A 16,497-nucleotide genomic window follows, 5' to 3' on the forward strand; every position below is an offset into this window, starting at 1 on the left:
GGGGCATGGTCTGAAATCTCCTTTACCGTGAAAGGACTAGAGGCGACGGAATCTGACAACCCAGAAAACGCGGGCGCATCGATCAGGTTTGCAGCAGCCGCTTCCGCAGGGCAGGGTCATGAGCGTACAGGAACAGCCCGTGGATTCCGCGAGTGAGAATGACGTTCAACGCATTGAGAATAACGCGCTTCTTCGCCTCGTCAGGCGCTGCGATACCGTCGCGTCCCTGAAATGCCGCACTGTCTTCATAGCGTTCCGGCCGCACCCCGATCCGGTCATGGGCCGCATCGTAAAACAGGGACGGACCCAGGATCACGCCTGCATAGTTCAGGTCGAATCCCTGGATCGTATAGACAGAACCCACTTCGTCGATCGTATCCGGGCGCTCGGCCCAGGGCTGTTTCTCGGTCGGGAGGGAGCGGTCCCAGCGCAGGTGGAACGCGCCTTCGGTAATGAAATGGTCCTCGCCGTTGAGCGTATAGGGATAATCATAGGTCGAAAGCAGACGGCACAGGCCGTATTTCGCATTGCACGCGCACAGATCCGCATAGAGCATCGCGCAGTCGTCATAGATCCGCAGGTCGAAAGACGGATCTTTCCGGCGCGGCAGAAGCCTGCCCTGTCCCAGGGCATCGATCCACGAACGCGTCGCCGGGCTGGCCGCGACCCGGAACTGCGTATCCAGATGGAATGTTTCGGACGGACGCCCCTTGCGGAACGTGTCCAGTAGATCGACCGACCAGTGGCTTTTGAATTTCAGCACCTGCAACGGATCGAACACCACCACTACGATCCGCGCCCAGCGCAGGATTTCTTCCAGATGGTTCTGTTGTGCGAAATGGTTGTAACGATCCGGTCGCGTCAACAGCAGATGTGCCTCGTCCACCAGAACGATATCCGCCCGTTTTCCTGTTTTGGCCGATTTATTGATGAACGTCGTCGGGCGCTCGTAATCGCTCTTGCGCAGGTTCGGCATGATGGCCGCGATGTTGCGGTAAAGCTTGAGCATCTCCGGATGGTTGACGATCACCATGTTCTGCAGACCCTGCAGCGGATCGTCCCCCCTGCCATTCCGCGCCCGGGTCTGAAGCGTATTGAAAATCGCGTTCAGAACAACGCTTTTCCCCGTGCCCGCCGCGCCTTCAATGACGAACAGGGCGCTCTCATCTCTGTGGTGTTGCTCGCAGAACGACACCACACGATTCAGCAGTTCCGTCTGTGGCCCGGACAGCGCCCGCCCGGGGGAGAGCTTGTGTGTCGCGGCGTTATCCGTGGTCATGCGGATCAGTCCGCTGCGATATCGGCCACCGTGGCATCCGTCGCCCGCTGGGCGTCCGCGGGGGTGATCCGCACGACGAACCCCTGCCCCCCGGCATTAATGTAAACATGCCCGCGCGGCATGGCATCCTGCGAGATGACAACCGGGATCGGGGTCTGCGATCCGAAGGGACTGGTCCCGCCGGACTCGAAGCCGGTCAGATCGTGCGATTTTTCCGGACTCATCATGCGCGCGTTGCGGCCTCCGAACAGCGCGGCGACCTTCTTGAGGTTCATCCGCTGATGGGCAGGGGCCACCACGCAGACAGGCTGTTTCTTGTCCACTTCCACAATCAGCGTCTTGAGCACATCTTCTGGCGCCACGCCGATGGCTTCCGCAGCCTGCATGCCGATCAGGCCGCCATTGGGCGCGTATTCGTAATCATGGGTACTGAAGGGAATATTCCTGTCCGTCAGGAAGCGTGTTGCAGGTGTTTCGCGGGTCACGGCGCACTCCGTTGCAGGCGGCAGGTCTGCCTGAGCGGGGTGTTCGGAACCGTGCCAGAGCAGTCTCGGCATGACCTGCAAAGTCTGAAAGATTTATGGCGTCCGGGGAGGGGATTGGCAACCGGCATGCCCGAAGTCGAAAAGGGCGTGATCGGCGCGTGGTTGCAGGCATGTTTGTGATGTATCGTTATTTTTGGTTCAAATGGCATTTTCGGTGTGACTGTTTAGCGTTAAAGTCAAATGTATGGATTGGATCTTAAGGAAACGCCCGGGTAACCGGACGGATGGGATCTGTCGGAGGAGAGTGAGCGTGGATCAGAAGAGCGTGTGGGTCGGGACGAACTGGAAAATGAACAAGGGCCCGGGGGAAGCCATCGCGGCCGCCGATGCGCTTGCATCCTTTAAGCTCCCCGAAGGGGTGCGGGCATTTGTCACGCCTCCGCTCACCTCTCTGAAGGACGTGGCTTCGATCCTGCAGGACAGCCCGGTTATGGTGGGCGCGCAGACGATGTACTGGGAAGACAGCGGCGCCTGGACCGGTGAGGTTTCAGCGCCCATGATCGCTGAATGTGGAGCATCCTGCGTACTGCTCGGCCATTCGGAGCGCCGGCAGAATTTCGGCGAGACGGACTGGACCGTAAACCGTAAGGTCCAGGCGGCGCTACGCCACGGGCTGCGTCCGCTGATTTGTATTGGCGATCTTCTGGATGAATATGAAGCAGGCGTATCGCAGGAGACCCTTGCCCGGCAGACGAAAATTGCACTGAACGGTCTGTCGCGGGAGGATCTGAGACAGGTCGTTGTCATTTATGAACCTGTCTGGGCGATCGGCTCTTCCGGCCGGCCGGCTGATCCTCCTTTCGTGTCGGAAATCCATACGAAACTTCGCTCCGTGGTGGAGGAGATCGCAGGGCATGACGGGTCCATCCGGATTCCACTGCTCTATGGCGGCAGCGTTTCGCGCGCCAATATCCGCGATTATGTTGCCCTGTCTGACGTAGACGGCGTGCTGATCGGCCGCGCGGGCTGGGACCCTGAGGATTTCATGAGCCTCATCGCGAGTGTCGGCGATCTTGTTTCGGTCAAGGCCGGAGCCTGATGGACACGCCGATCGGGGATTGGCCGTCCGTGTTCGGCCAATCCCTCTCCGGGCGCTGTCGGGGTATCCTTGATTTCGTCATGGAGCGGGGGGCGGTTCCGGTCGAGGAGCTCGTAAAGACGTTTTCGCTCAGTCAGGCCTCGGTCAACCGCGATCTCATGGCGCTCTCCGTGCAGGGACTGATCCGCAGGACAGGCAAGAAGATTACGGCACTTCCGGGGCTGGGCGTTGCAGCAAGTGTGACGTACCGCTCCCGGCAGGCCGTAGCCCGGAAAACCGCGATCGCAGCCTTGGCTACATCACTGATCAGCCCGGGCGAGACATTGGCTTTCGATGACTCGACGACTGCCCGGTGTGTGGGGACATCTCTGACCGATATCGCGCCGCTTGCGATTGTAACCAATAGTCTGGGTCTTGGGTTACATCTGGGGCAATCCGAGACGATCACATTTGTCGGGCTTGGTGGCCACTACCTTCCAGCTTTTGATGCTTTTGTCGGCATGATCTGCGAGCAGGCGATCCACTCCATGCGGATCGATACGGCGTTCGTCTCGGCTGCCGCGATCGACGGGCTGACGGCTTTTCACCAGTCGGAAGATGTCACCCGGGTCAAACGGGCCCTGATGGAAACCGCGGACCGCCGGGTTCTTCTGGTGGATAGCGGGAAGTTCGGCAGGACCGCGATGTGCAGGTTCGCCACCCTGGCAGAATTTGACGTCGTCATCACTGATGACGGCCTTGACCCACAGCTTGCGGATCTTCTGCGCGACGCGGGCGTTCCCCTGTGGCTTGCTCCCGTTGCCCCCGCAACGGACCATACGGGCGCTATTGTAGGGCGGGAGCATCCTCACGGATCGTGAACGGGGTCACGGGCCAGAACGCAACTGAAACCTCTTCCTGCAGGGCTGCCAGTTCATCTTGAATATAGGTCATGTATTCATGCAGCCCGCGGGAGATGATCTCTTCCGCCGTCTGGTCCTCAAGGGTCGCGCGCAGATTGATGATTCGCTCCTGAAGCGGACTGCACTGATGGCGAAGATTGTAATGGGTCGAGAGGGCGGAAAGCGTACTGTCCACCTGTCGTAGGTTGAGCATCAAGGAGCGGGGAAAGCCTTCGTTCTTTAGCAGGAAACCCACGACATTGGCCGGTGTGGTTGTGACCGGCTGAAGGCGCCGGAAAGCATGATATGCGGCGGCCGAGCGCAGGACGGACCCCCACTGCGTGATGTCCATCTGCGAGCCGGAGGTTTCTCCGCTGGGGAGGAGCGTATGATAGCGGATATCGATCAGGCGGGTGATCTGGTCGGACCGCTCCAGATATTTTCCCAGCAGATAGAACAACCAGGCCTGATCGCGGTAGAGCGTGCCTTCGGTAATTCCGAAATGGCTTTGACAGTCCTGTTTGATCCGGTTGCACAGCCCCGACAGGCCGTTACGGCGGATGTCGGGCGTGGAAAGTTCCATCATGCTGTGGGTGAAGACATTGAGCTGCATCCACATTTCGGTGGAAATCAGAGGACGGGCCGACCGGGCGTTTTCGCGGACCATATGGGCCATGGCGCGGATGGAGGTCGGGTTGGAGCTCTCGGTAATGTAGAAGGCGAGGATGTTCTCTTCCGTTGGGGGAAGCGGGTAGATCGCGGCGTAGCGTTCTTCGTCGGAATTGATCTGCAGGATCGTGTCCCAGCCCGGACTGCCGTCAGGGTTGCGGACGAACGCTTCCGTGACTTCCAGCAGGCGGGCCAGATTCTCGATGCGCTCCATGTAACGGGCGAGCCACATCATGCTCTCGCCATAGCGCGACAGCAGCATGTTGAGGTTGGCGAGCATGGCGGGAAAATGAGAGCCGGTCTGTGTCATCGCGCCATCACCCATGTGTCTTTCGAGCCGCCGCCCTGGGAGGAATTGACGACCAGCGATCCCTTTCGTAACGCCACGCGGGATAGGCCGCCGGGCAGAACCCATGTGCTTTTTCCGGTCAGGGCAAAGGGGCGCAGGTCCACATGGCGGGCTTCCACCCCGTTGGGGCAAAGCGTTGGCGAGACGGACAGATCAATGACGGGTTGGCTGATGTAGTTGGACGGATCGTCGAGCAGTTTGACGCGGAATTCGTCCAGTTCGGTCTGCGTGGCCTGAGAGCCGATCAGCAGGCCATAGCCACCGGATTCGCCGACGGGTTTGATGACGAGTTTGTCCATGTTGGCCAGCGTGTAGGCAAGGCCTTCCGGTTCCGCGCAGATATGGGTCTGGACGCTGTCGAGAATGGGGTCTTCACCCAGATAATAACGGATGAGACGCGGCATATAGGCATAGACCGCCTTGTCATCTGCGACCCCGGTTCCGAGCGCGTTGGCCAGTGTGACGTTACCTCGCCGATAGGCCTCCACAAGCCCCGGAACGCCGAGCATGCTGTCCGGGTTGAATGCCAGCGGGTCCAGAAAATCATCGTTCAGGCGACGGTAGATCGCATGAACCGGCCGCAGCCCTGCGACCGTCCGCATGTAGACGCGGTGGTTCTCGACGATGAGATCCCGGCCTTCCACGAGGGGCACGCCCATTTCACGGGCCAGAAAGACATGTTCGAAATACGCGGAGTTGTAGATGCCGGGCGAAAACAGCACGACCTGCGGATTGGTGACACCCGCAGGGGCCACGTCGCACAGCGTCTGATGCAGTTTCAGCCCGTATTCCTCGACCGAGCGCAGCGGCATTCCGGAGGCGAGATCGGGCATCAGCCGCAGCATCATGTGCCGGTTTTCGATGACGTATGAAACGCCGGACGGAGTCCGGGCATTATCTTCAAGGACCATGAAGCGCCCGCTGCTGTCGCGGATCAGGTCGGTTCCGTTGATGTGGACATAGACGTCCCCAGGCACACGGACGCCGATCATCGCTTCGCAGTAATTCGCATTCCCGAGCACCAGATCGGTCGGAATGATCCCGTCCCGCAGTACATGGCGCTCGTGGTAGATGTCTCGTAGAAACAGGTTGAGCACCCTGACGCGCTGTTGCACGCCGCGATCAATATGGTCCCATTCCGCGGCGGTCAGGACGCGGGGGATCATGTCGAACGGCAGGATACGGTCGATGGCCTCGCGGTCGGAATAGACGGTGAAGGTGATGCCGAGGCGATAGAGCTGGGCTTCGGCAGTGCTGGTGCGATGACGGAGCTCTTCGAGATCGAAGCTGGCCAGACGATCACGGACGCTCCTGAGAGACGCTGGCATCTCATCCGTCCGCCGCATCAGTTCGCAGAAGAAATCAGGCGTATCGTAGGCGGCGAACATACCTGCCCGGGCAGCCGAACCAGCAGGAGAAGGTATGGATGAAGGAAGGGAGGACTGTGCAACCGGCCTGTTCATTGTCTGCCTCACCATCCCTGTTTCCCGTCCGCTTTGACGGCTGTCCGAAGGTCCGGACAGCGGCAGCGCTTCGTTACGATATTTTATTAACGGAGCAAGATTTCGACGGTTTGCCAAGCGTGAAATTTACCCTTCAGCCGTATCGCGAAAAGGGGTGTGGAAATTGTTGCGGTTCCTGGCAGGACTGATAGGGTAACGTTTCGACTGATGTCAGAGACCCGGGCCGATGAAGCGGGATGGGCCCCAAAAACGCGAGGAAATGGCGCGGCTGGCAGCAGATGTCTGAACCGATTTTGCGCAGGGCCTCCTGACCATGAACTCCCGTGTCGTCCTGAGCCATGCGACCCGATACCAGTATGATCGGCCCGTGCATCTGGGGCGGCAGACAATCCGCCTCTGCCCGGTAACGCAGCTTCGCTCCGTTCGAGGATATGCGCTGGATGTGTCGCCGGAAGACGCGGACATTCTGTGGCGGCAGGATCGTTACGGCAATCGCGTGGCGGAAATCCAGGTCACCGAACGGGTGACGCATTTCGACGTCTACGTGAAAATGGAAGTCGATCTCGCGGCTATACCGGAGAATGCCCTGAAGTTCGGCGTGCAGCTCGAACGCCCACTCTGTACGGCCTATGGCGCTATCGACAGCGCCGGGACGCAGGTCAGGCGTTTCGTGGAAGCCTGGCGTCCGGCGGGACAGAAAAATACGTTTGCCGCCCTGATGGCGCTTAACCGCGAAGTGGCGCGGCGTTTGACCTATCAGCGCCGTCTCGAGCCCGGAGTCTGGACGCCGGATGAGACGCTGGACCGGGCAAGCGGCTCATGCAGGGACAGCGCCTGGCTGCTGGTAACGGTCCTGCGTCATCTGGGGCATCCTGCGCGTTTCGTTTCGGGCTATTTGATCCAGCCGGACCCGGAAGGGGCGCTCGACTGCGAGCTTCATGCCTGGGCCGAGGCATGGATCCCTGAACAGGGCTGGGTCGGTTTCGACACGACGTCGGGACGGATGGTGGGTCAGAACCATATTCCGCTGGCTGTCGCCGCGCGTCCGGAGGAGGCGGCGCCGGTGTCAGGTTTGCTCGACAGGTGTCGTTCGACGCTGGACGTGACGATGCGCGTGGAACCGCTGGGCAGCGACCAGGGGACTGCACAGGGTGGTGCCGGACTCGCCTTGATCGGGAAAGCCGGTGTAATGCGGTCCCATGAAGCTCTTTGAGTGCCAGTCCTGCGGACAGATTCTCTTTTTCGAAAATACGGTCTGCGAACAATGCCGACATCCGGTCGGTTATCTACCGGAACAGACACTACTGACGGCGCTCGATCCAGCGGGCGAGCGTCTGTGGCATCCGCTGGAGCCGTCGGTTGCGCAGGAACAGGTTCTTTACTGCTCCAATCATGAATATGGTGTCTGTAACTGGCTGACAGTACCGGAACCCGGCGGTCGGCCATTCTGTTTCGCCTGCCGGTTCAACCGCACGATTCCGAACCTCCAGATTCCCGAAAACCCGGAGCGCTGGCGCAAGATCGAAGTCGCCAAGCATCGTCTGTTCTATACGCTGCTGCGCCTGAAGCTGCCCATTCATGATCGCAGGGAAGATCCCGAGAACGGTCTGGTCTTCGATTTTCTGGATGATGCGCCGGATGGTTCGGCGCCCGTGATGACCGGTCATTCCAATGGGGTCATCACGCTCGCCATGCGTGAGGCGGATGATGCGACCCGGGAGCGGATGCGCGTCGAGATGGGGGAATATTACCGCACCCTCCTCGGGCATTTCCGTCATGAGATCGGACATTATTACTGGAACCTGCTAGTGCGGGACGCGGGGCGGCTGGAGGATTGCCGGACAGTGTTTGGGGACGACCGGGCGGATTACCAGCAGGCCCTGAAGACCTATTATGCCAGTCCGGCACCAAAGAACTGGCAGGACAGTCATGTGAGCGTCTACGCGACGTCCCATCCATGGGAAGATTTCGCGGAAACCTGGGCGCATTACCTTCATATCGTCTCCACCCTTGAAACCGCCTGTGCATTCGGCGTGAGTGTCAGCCCGATTGTGAAGGGTATCGGGCGTGCATCAGGGGGAAAACTTGGCGATCCGTATACGGAGGCCTGTTTTGAGGACATCATGCAGGCTTGGCTGCCTCTGACTTATGCGGTCAACAGCCTCAACCGCTCGATGGGCTTGCCTGATTTCTATCCGTTCGTCCTGACGGAAGGAGTGATCCAGAAACTGGCCTTCATTCACAGGCTGATCCGGGAAAGCCGGAAGGACTGAAAGCGGAGTTAGCATTTAGTCCTCGGGCTTCACTGTGATGCGTTGGGATCAGAACCGGTTTTTCTGTGTGTCTGTGCGGGAGATGATGCGTTTTGCTGAAAAATGTCGTATCCGTTCCGCAACCCGGATGATCGGACAGTCCGGGGTCTGACTGCGGAATGAAATCTGATGGCAGTCTTGTGCTCTTCTTGGGGCTGCCAGCGGCAAAACAGGTAATGAATCTATGGACATGCGGTCCGCTTTTCTGCGTGTTGCGCTGTCGGTAACGACCGCGCTTTCAGTCGGGTTTTCGCCCGTCGTTCTGGCTGCGGGAACGCACCGCACCGGCACACCTCATGCGGATCGTCATCCGCGACACACGCTTCCGGTACCGCAAAAGCACCATGCAAGCGGGCCGTATGTCAGTCGGGACGCCGAGACGGTGGCCGTTGTGGCGCGTCATCCGCCTCGGGGGGCGGTGGAAACGGTCAGTCAGAAGATGCTTGCGGAGGCGCCTGCCGGAACCAACCCGATGAAGGTTATGGCGCAGCTTCCCGGTATCACGTTCCAGTCCGGGGATGGGCAGGGGCTGGACACCTGGAGCACGCAGGTTTTTATGCATGGTTTCCAGCAGCAGGAAATCGGGATGACGCTGGACGGTATGCCGCTCGGGGAGATGACGTACCGGAACTATAACGGCCTTAACCCGATCATGGCGATCTCGTCGGAGAATGTGGCGCGCATTGATGTGTCGCAGTCGGCGGGTGCGGAGAGTATGGCGGCGAGCAATAATCTGGGGGGCGGGCTGAGCTACGTCTCAATGACACCGTCCGATAAAATGGGCGGCACGGTTGCGGCGGGTTTCGGTAGTTATAGCACCTATCATACCTTCCTGCGCTTCGAGAGTGGGAAGCTGAATTCCAGCGGCACGAAGTTCTTCACATCCTACATGCGCAACGATAGTGGGATGTGGAAGGGCTATGGTGAGCAGTTCATGCAGCAGGTGAACGCCAAGCTGGTGCAGCCGATCGGTCATGACAGCTCGATTTCAGCATTTTTTGACTGGAGTGACCTGCACCAGAATACTTATCCGGATATTTCACCCCAGATCATCAGTCGTGTGGGTTATGGTCTGTCGAGCTATGAGAACGGCAGAAATTCAGGCTATATCGCGGCTGTGAATGCGGCGAACGGGATCTATCCCGGCAAGGTCGGAACGCTCGATGATCCGACGGATGCGGCCTATTATGATGGCAGCACGAATACGGTCGATACGTTTGGTGGCATCAAGGCCGACCTGCGCCTGGCGGAGCGTTTGACCTGGAATACCACTGCCTATGGCCATGGTGAACGCAACCAGACATCCTGGGCAACACCCTATTTCCCGTCGCCCACGGGATCGCCAGTCAGTGAATTGATGAAGGAGCCGGAAATCAGGCGTTTCGGCATCGTCTCGGCACTGCATTACGATATCGCGCGCAATCATATCGGTGCGGGTGTCTGGTACGAAAACAACAGCTATATGTCGCCCATGAACGCCTATGCGCAGCCGGCGGTGGTGAATGGCGTGGTTCAGGGAAAGGTGCATGATCCGCTGACCCAGTGGCGCGATCCGTTCGCCCAGATCTTTAACCAGAACTATAACACCAACACATTCACGGCTTTCGTGCAGGATACCTATAACGTCCTGCCAAACCTGGCCCTGCATTTCGGCTTCAAGTCCCTGCTCAGCACGACCAACGTGGGCGACGGGTATCTGAACCAGGAGTATTACGGCGCAGGGGCTGCCGTCACGAGCGGGGAGAGCCTGACGGTCGCCAAGCCGTTCCTGCCGCATATCAGTGCGGACTGGCACTTCCTGCAGGATCATGAGCTGTATTTCGATATTTCGGAAAACGCTCGGACCTATGCGGAATCCGGCTACAAGCTTTCAAATTCGCCCTTCGCTGTCTCTCAGACGGCTTATGACGACACGAAATCCTCCATCCGTCCCGAGACGGCCTGGACCTATGCGATCGGCTATCGCTACACGGGCAAGCTGCTCGCCGCGACGGTCTATGCCTACCGGACGAATTACAACAACCGTCTGCAACAGATTACGGAAGGGCCGGTCGTCAACCCGATCTCGGCGGTCTCGAATGTGGGCGGCGTGACGATGAATGGCGTGGATGCGGGCCTGACGCTGACGCCGTTCCGGGGTTTCGCGCTGACCAACTCCGTCAGCTATAACCATGGCGTCTATGACCAGAACCTTGTCAGCGGCGCCACGGTATACGCGACGAAGGGCCAGCAGGTCGTGAATTATCCGCGCTTTATGTACAAGGGACGTGTGTCTTACGAATGGCGCGGCATGACGGCCTATGCCGACGGGAGTTACACGGGCACGCGCAATTACAGCTACACGGGAGATGTCAGAAGCCCCGGTTACTGGCTGACGAATGTGGGCATCCAGTACAGCTTTGGAAACATGAAGCGATATAGCCGCTCTCTGGGGGCCATCAAGAACCTGACGGTCGCGTTCAACGGCTCCAACCTGACGAACAAACGTTATGTTTCCACGATGGGCCAGAATGGCAATCCGGCCGATATCGCCTCGGGCGCGCTGACGGACCAGTCCATGCAGATCGGGGCGCCCCGGATGTTCTTCGGCAGCGTTCGCGCGGATTTCTGAAGTTGGATATGCCTCCCCTCAGTCCAGCCGGACGGAGGGGCGTACGAAGGTTTCGACCCAGTCGGAATAGAAGGACATCATGCCTCGGTAATAGCCGAACAGTTCGATCTGGTGCTGACGATACAGCATGAGATGAGCCATCCGTGCAGAAAAACCGTGCGAAATTCCTCCACCCCACACGGTTCCGCCGGGCAGGGCCGCCCATCCGTTGTATTTTCCCAAAGCGACTATCGCGCCCTTGTTGTGGAAGATACAGCTCGGAACTTCTTGTCCGTGTTCGATCCAGGCGGGCAGATACCGCGCCAGATGCCGGGCCTGCTGACGCGCTACCTGGGCCGTGGCGGGCAGGGGATCGTTCTGGATGAATGAGCAGTCTCCCATCGCGAAGATCCGCGCGTCATCGATGGAGGAGAGGTTCGGATTGACGAGGATCTGCCCCGTCCGGTTGATCGTCAGGCCGCCATAGGCCGTGGTTACGTCGGGTGCCTTGACGCCTGCCGCCCATACACGGAGCTTCGCGGGAACATACGAGCCGTCTTTGAGTGTAAAGCCATGGGAGTCGGCCCCCGCGACGCGCGCGCCGGTGCGCACAGTGACGCCGATATGTTCCAGCTCCTGCTGGGCTGCTGCGGAAACAGATTCTGGAAACGCGGGGAGAATGCGGTCTCCTGACTGGAGAAGCGTGACGTGCAGCTTGGGAGGAGCCTTGCCGAAGGCGTGCAGATTATAGGGGCCGACGATTTCCAGTGCCTTGTGCAGTTCTGCGGCAAGCTGGACGCCGGTGGCGCCTCCGCCGACAATGGCGATGTCCAGCTCCGAATTGTTGGCGAATGCCCGGAGCAGTTCCCTGCGGAATTTTTCGTTGAATGCGTTGGCTTCTACGAGATTGTCGATGGACAGACAGTGTTCCTTGACGCCAGGCGTGCCGAAATCGTTGGCGCAGCTTCCGATCGCGATCACGATCGTGTCGTATTTCATGCGCCGGCTTTCCAGAATGACTGTCCCGTCCGCCTCCAGAAGCGGACTGAGGACGACTTCACGGCAGGCGCGGTCTATGGAGGCGACTTCTCCCGGCCAGAACTCGAAATGGTGCCCGCTGGCCTGCGAGATGAAATTGACCCTGTCGTTTTCGTTGCTGAGCGTGCCGGAAGCAAAGCAGTGCAGCATCGGTTTCCAGACGTGGGAAAAGCTTTTGTCGATCAGCGTGATGCGCGCCTTTCCGGTTTTTCCCATGGATTTTCCAAGACGGGTGGCAAGGGACAGACCGGCAACGCCGCCACCGACAATGAGGATTTCAGATCGAGACGCCATCGGTTTCCAGGCCTCCGTTCAGGGGGTGGGCAACAGAAAAAGACACGAGGAAAGGCATGTTTGCCCCGTTGTTCGGTAGTAAACAGGAGGAAAGCACGCAGGATTTCGCACAGACTGTTATGGGTATTCCGGATATTCCGAAAATCATATTCAGGTGACTGTGGTAGATAGTGATGAGTTCTTTTCTGAATTCAGTAAAGAACTCAAATGAACGTGATGTTTCTGACAGGAGGAACCCGGAAATGCTCTTCCGGGCTCCTTCCTGGTGTCGTCAGATCGGAGCGTCGATATCCACGATATTGATGAGCTTGTGGTTGACGAACTCCTTGATCCCGAGCCCCACCAGTTCGCGGCCGTAGCCGGAGCGTGCGATGCCACCAAAGGGAAGATCGGCCTTCGGGATCAGGGGGTGGTTGATATAGACCATGCCAGTGCGGATCTTTGCGGCGACCTGTGCACCGCGGCTCTCGTCTTTCGTGAAGACCGCTCCACCCAGACCATAGGGAGAGTCGTTTGCGATGCGGATGGCGTCGGCCTCGTCCTTGGCACGATAGAGCTGGGTAACGGGGCCGAAGAACTCCCAGTGACGGGCCTCGTTCTGTGCGTCCAGTCCCGTCATCAGCAGGGGCTGGAAGAAGGAGCCCTTTTCCGGGACCGGAGCGCCGATGGCCTCGACCTTGGCACCGTGTTTCTTGGCTTCCTCGACCTGTTTGCGCAGATCATCCGCCGCACCCTGCGAGCAGAGCGGAGCAAGGGTGGTGGATGGGTCCATTGGATCACCGGCTTTCAGTGCGGCGACGCCCTTCTTGTAGAGGTCGAGGAATTGATCATAGACCGCATCGGCCACGATGATGCGTTTGGCGGAAACGCAGACCTGACCGGCGTTCCAGTGACGTCCCATGACGGCCCATTTTGCGGCTTTTTCCACGTCGGCGTCGTCGAGCACGATGAAGGCATCCGCGCCGCCGAGTTCCATTGTGGCTTTCTTGAGCGCCTTGCCGGCCGTTCCCGCGATGATGACGCCAGCCCCTTCGGAGCCCGTTAGCGCCACGCCGCAAACGCGGGGATCGTTGAGGATCATTTCCGTATGGGGCCGGGCAAGATAGAGGTTGCGGAACAGCCCCTTGGGCAGTCCGGCTTCGTTCATGAGGTCCTCGCAGATGGCGGCACACTGCGGCAGGTTGGACGCATGTTTGAGTAGAACCGCGTTACCGGCTGAAAGCTGCGGAGCGATGATGCGGACGACCTGATAGAATGGGAAGTTCCAGGGCTCGATGGCCAGGACGATGCCGAGAGGTTCGTGAACCAGCGTGGCCTTGCCTTCTGCCGGACTGGCGACCGGAAGTGTCTCGGGCTTCAGCAGTTCTTCTGCGTATTTGGCATAATATTCGAAGATTTCGGCGGAGAGGATGATCTCCAGTTTCGACTCTGTAAACAGTTTGCCCATTTCCAGCGTGCCGAGGCGGGCGTATTTGTCGATATCGCGGCGCAGGATCGCTGCGGCGGCATTCATGATCTTTGCCCGTTCGGCAAAGGGAGTGTCGCGCCAGCTTTCGAAAGCTGCGTGGGCTTCGGAGAGGGCCGCCTGGACGTCTTCATCCGTTGCGTTAGGGAAGGTCTTGAGGACTTCGCCTGTAAGGGGATTTGTCGTTGCGTAGGCCATTTTTACCTCGTTACCGATTAAAAGAAGGCGATAGGGCGCGGGGCGTCCGGGCGTAAGCGGTACTGTTTCTGGATTTCATAAAAAATAGGAAAGTAAACATACTACCGGATTGAATAGAGTGGATAAAAATATCATAGGCTTCGCATGGTAATTCCATAGAATTCCGGTATATATTTAACATCCATTTTATCCTTTATCCGGATTGAAAACAGATAGACTGTCGGAAGACAGATTTTTTCAAAAAAATGACACCGGGTGCCAGAAATTGGTATTATCCAAATCCTGGCTGATGACCAGAGCGCGGACATCACATGGATGTGAGGCTGACCGGCCGAACAATGTGCCCGCGGGGTGCTGGGATGGGCAGGGAGAGTGAAAATACGCAGAAAATCTGTCTCTTCAGCCATGCGGAATTTTCTCGTCGCATGTGAAGGTCGAATTGTGGCTCAGGGAGCGTCAGACAGGTTTTCAGGATCGTAAAAAAGGGAGTCGCCGGTCTGTAAAGCTGCAGACGCGATATCAGGCGGCCAGACCCGGGACATATGCCTATGTCCCGGGGTAATATTGTGATCAGGCGGCAAAGACCCTGGAGATCGCGTCCTGTGCTTCCTGCTGGATCGCGCGCAGGTGCTCCTGACTGATGAAGCTCTCCGCGTAGATCTTGTAAACGTCTTCCGTGCCGGACGGACGGGCGGCGAACCATCCGTTTTCAGTCACGACCTTCAGACCGCCGATCGGTGCGTCATTGCCCGGAGCGCGGGTCAGCTTGTTGATGATTTTGTCGCCAGCCAGCGTCTCCAGTGGGAACTGCTCGGGCGTGAGCTTGCTGAGCTTCGCTTTCTGTTCCGGATTGGCTGCGGCGTCGATACGCTCGTAATAGGGCGTACCCAGGCGCGTGATGATGTCGTGATAATGTGCGCTGGGGTTCTTGCCGGTCTTGGCCGTGATTTCAGCCGCCAGCAGGCCGAGGATGAGGCCGTCCTTGTCCGTGGTCCAGACGGTGCCGTCCCGACGCAGGAAGGTCGCGCCCGCGCTTTCCTCTCCGCCGAAACCCAGCGAGCCGTCCATTAGTCCCGGCACGAACCATTTCAGCCCGACCGGAACCTCAACAAGCTTGCGGCCCATGTCTTTCGCCACGCGGTCAATCAGCCCGCTGCTGACGAGCGTCTTGCCAACACCGAGCTCCGGACTCCAGTCCGGACGGTTCCGGAACAGGTAGGAAATCGCCACAGCAAGATAATGGTTGGGGTTCATCAGCCCGTCGGGCATGGCGACGATGCCGTGACGGTCGGCGTCGGTGTCATTGGCGAAAGCGACGTCGAAGCGGTCTCCCATTTCGATCAACCGCGCCATGGCGTAGGGGGAGGAGCAGTCCATGCGGATCTGCCCGTCCCAGTCGGCGGTCATGAAGGAGAAGGTGGGGTCCACCACGTCGCTGACGACGGTGGCATTGAGGCCATAGCGGTCGATAATGGGCTTCCAGTACGCCACAGCCGCACCGCCCAGCGGGTCGATTCCGATTTTCACGCCCGCATCGCGGATCGCCTTCATGTCGATGACGGAGTCCAGATCGTTCACATAGGGGGTGATGAAATCGTAGCCCCTGATGCAGGCTTCCGCCTTCGCCTGTTCGAAAGGCAGACGTTTGACGTCCTTCAGATCGTTGGCGAGGAAGTCGTTGGCCATGTCCTGAATGGCCTTGGTAATGGCGGTGTCAGCCGGGCCGCCATTGGTCGGATTGTACTTGAAGCCGCCATCTGAAGGCGGGTTATGCGACGGGGTGATAACCACGCCATCGGCCAGACCTGTCGTGCGGCCTTTGTTATAGGTCAGGATGGCGTGGGAGATGACGGGAGTTGGGGTGTAGCCGCCGTTTTCATCGATCCGGGTGTCGATTCCGTGGGCTGCGAACACCTCGATGGCGGATTTCTGTGCCGGCCCCGAAAGGGCATGGCTGTCCATACCGATGAAGAGCGGGCCGTCGATACCTTCGGCCTTGCGATGGCGGCAGATGGCTTCGCAGATGGCAAGGATATGGTTCTCGTTGAAGCTGGTATGGAGCGACGAGCCCCGGTGGCCGGAGGTGCCGAACGAAACGCGCTGTGTGACGATCGACGGGTCGGGCTTGCGGTCATAATAGGCCGCGATCAGGGCGGGGATGTCTGTAAGCTGCGACGGGGAAAGGGTTTTTCCGGCCAGAGGACTGATATGGGCCATTGCTTCAAGATCCTTGCACTTGCCGTCGGGGTAGAGACGTCGATGGACGGCTGTAACGCGTTAACGCCCGCTCGGGGCGTGCCGTTCGGGCAGGAAAACTTGGATCGGCCCAGATGTCCAGAGAAGCGGTCCGGATTGCTCCTTTTCAAGGTGATAGC

The 16,497-nt window shown here is 59.0% G+C and carries 12 protein-coding genes; 5 read left to right on the top strand and 7 right to left on the bottom strand.

Annotation, left to right across the window (positions count from 1 at the left end):
- Positions 1-82 precede the first annotated feature (82 nt).
- Positions 83-1,279 (bottom strand): DUF2075 domain-containing protein, encoded by a 1,197-nt coding sequence (locus tag GKA01_RS07985; RefSeq protein ID WP_146861204.1) that lies wholly within the window; start codon positions 1,277-1,279, stop codon positions 83-85.
- 5 nt (positions 1,280-1,284) lie between these two features.
- Complete coding sequence (locus GKA01_RS07990; RefSeq protein ID WP_146861207.1) at positions 1,285-1,764, bottom strand: aminoacyl-tRNA deacylase; 480 nt, start codon at positions 1,762-1,764, stop codon at positions 1,285-1,287.
- A 310-nt stretch (positions 1,765-2,074) separates the two neighbouring features.
- Between GKA01_RS07990 and GKA01_RS07995 the strand changes: the two genes are divergently transcribed.
- Both GKA01_RS07995 and GKA01_RS08000 read left to right on the top strand, forming a co-directional pair.
- Complete coding sequence (locus tag GKA01_RS07995; protein WP_244289186.1) at positions 2,075-2,863, top strand: triose-phosphate isomerase; 789 nt, start codon at positions 2,075-2,077, stop codon at positions 2,861-2,863.
- Positions 2,863-3,723 carry a DeoR/GlpR family DNA-binding transcription regulator gene (locus GKA01_RS08000; RefSeq protein WP_146861213.1) on the top strand — a complete coding sequence of 287 codons (861 nt, stop codon included), beginning with the start codon at positions 2,863-2,865 and terminating at the stop codon, positions 3,721-3,723. Before GKA01_RS07995 ends, GKA01_RS08000 begins: the two co-directional genes overlap by 1 nt.
- Here GKA01_RS08000 and GKA01_RS08005 read toward each other — a convergent pair.
- Complete coding sequence (locus tag GKA01_RS08005; RefSeq protein WP_194265868.1) at positions 3,689-4,738, bottom strand: alpha-E domain-containing protein; 1,050 nt, start codon at positions 4,736-4,738, stop codon at positions 3,689-3,691. The genes GKA01_RS08000 and GKA01_RS08005 overlap by 35 nt on opposite strands.
- Entirely contained in the window at positions 4,720-6,150 is a 1,431-nt protein-coding gene (locus GKA01_RS08010) for a circularly permuted type 2 ATP-grasp protein (RefSeq protein ID WP_228119988.1), read from the bottom strand. Before GKA01_RS08010 ends, GKA01_RS08005 begins: the two co-directional genes overlap by 19 nt.
- Positions 6,151-6,538: 388 nt before the next feature.
- Between GKA01_RS08010 and GKA01_RS08015 the strand changes: the two genes are divergently transcribed.
- From GKA01_RS08015 to GKA01_RS08025, 3 genes are all read left to right on the top strand, one after another.
- Positions 6,539-7,438: a transglutaminase family protein gene (locus GKA01_RS08015; RefSeq protein WP_146861219.1), complete on the top strand. Its 900-nt coding sequence runs from the start codon at positions 6,539-6,541 to the stop codon at positions 7,436-7,438.
- Positions 7,425-8,498 carry a zinc-binding metallopeptidase family protein gene (locus GKA01_RS08020; protein WP_146861222.1) on the top strand — a complete coding sequence of 358 codons (1,074 nt, stop codon included), beginning with the start codon at positions 7,425-7,427 and terminating at the stop codon, positions 8,496-8,498. Before GKA01_RS08015 ends, GKA01_RS08020 begins: the two co-directional genes overlap by 14 nt.
- 223 nt (positions 8,499-8,721) lie before the next feature.
- The gene (locus tag GKA01_RS08025; protein WP_146861225.1) at positions 8,722-11,148 is read left to right on the top strand and encodes a TonB-dependent receptor; all 2,427 of its coding nucleotides are present in this window, start codon (positions 8,722-8,724) and stop codon (positions 11,146-11,148) included.
- 18 nt (positions 11,149-11,166) lie between these two features.
- On the opposite strand, the gene GKA01_RS08030 is transcribed toward GKA01_RS08025, so the two are convergent.
- From GKA01_RS08030 to pgm, 3 genes are all read right to left on the bottom strand, one after another.
- The gene (locus GKA01_RS08030) at positions 11,167-12,459 is read right to left on the bottom strand and encodes an NAD(P)/FAD-dependent oxidoreductase (RefSeq protein WP_146861228.1); all 1,293 of its coding nucleotides are present in this window, start codon (positions 12,457-12,459) and stop codon (positions 11,167-11,169) included.
- Between the two features lie 271 nt (positions 12,460-12,730).
- Positions 12,731-14,122: an NAD-dependent succinate-semialdehyde dehydrogenase gene (locus tag GKA01_RS08035; RefSeq protein ID WP_146861231.1), complete on the bottom strand. Its 1,392-nt coding sequence runs from the start codon at positions 14,120-14,122 to the stop codon at positions 12,731-12,733.
- A gap of 570 nt (positions 14,123-14,692) precedes the next feature.
- A complete protein-coding gene (pgm, locus tag GKA01_RS08040) occupies positions 14,693-16,339 on the bottom strand; it encodes a phosphoglucomutase (alpha-D-glucose-1,6-bisphosphate-dependent) (protein WP_146861234.1) in 1,647 nt (548 codons plus the stop codon).
- Positions 16,340-16,497 lie beyond the last annotated feature (158 nt).

Origin of the sequence: Gluconobacter kanchanaburiensis NBRC 103587, assembly GCF_007988905.1 — a bacterium.
In the GTDB taxonomy this organism is placed as follows: domain Bacteria; phylum Pseudomonadota; class Alphaproteobacteria; order Acetobacterales; family Acetobacteraceae; genus Gluconobacter; species Gluconobacter kanchanaburiensis.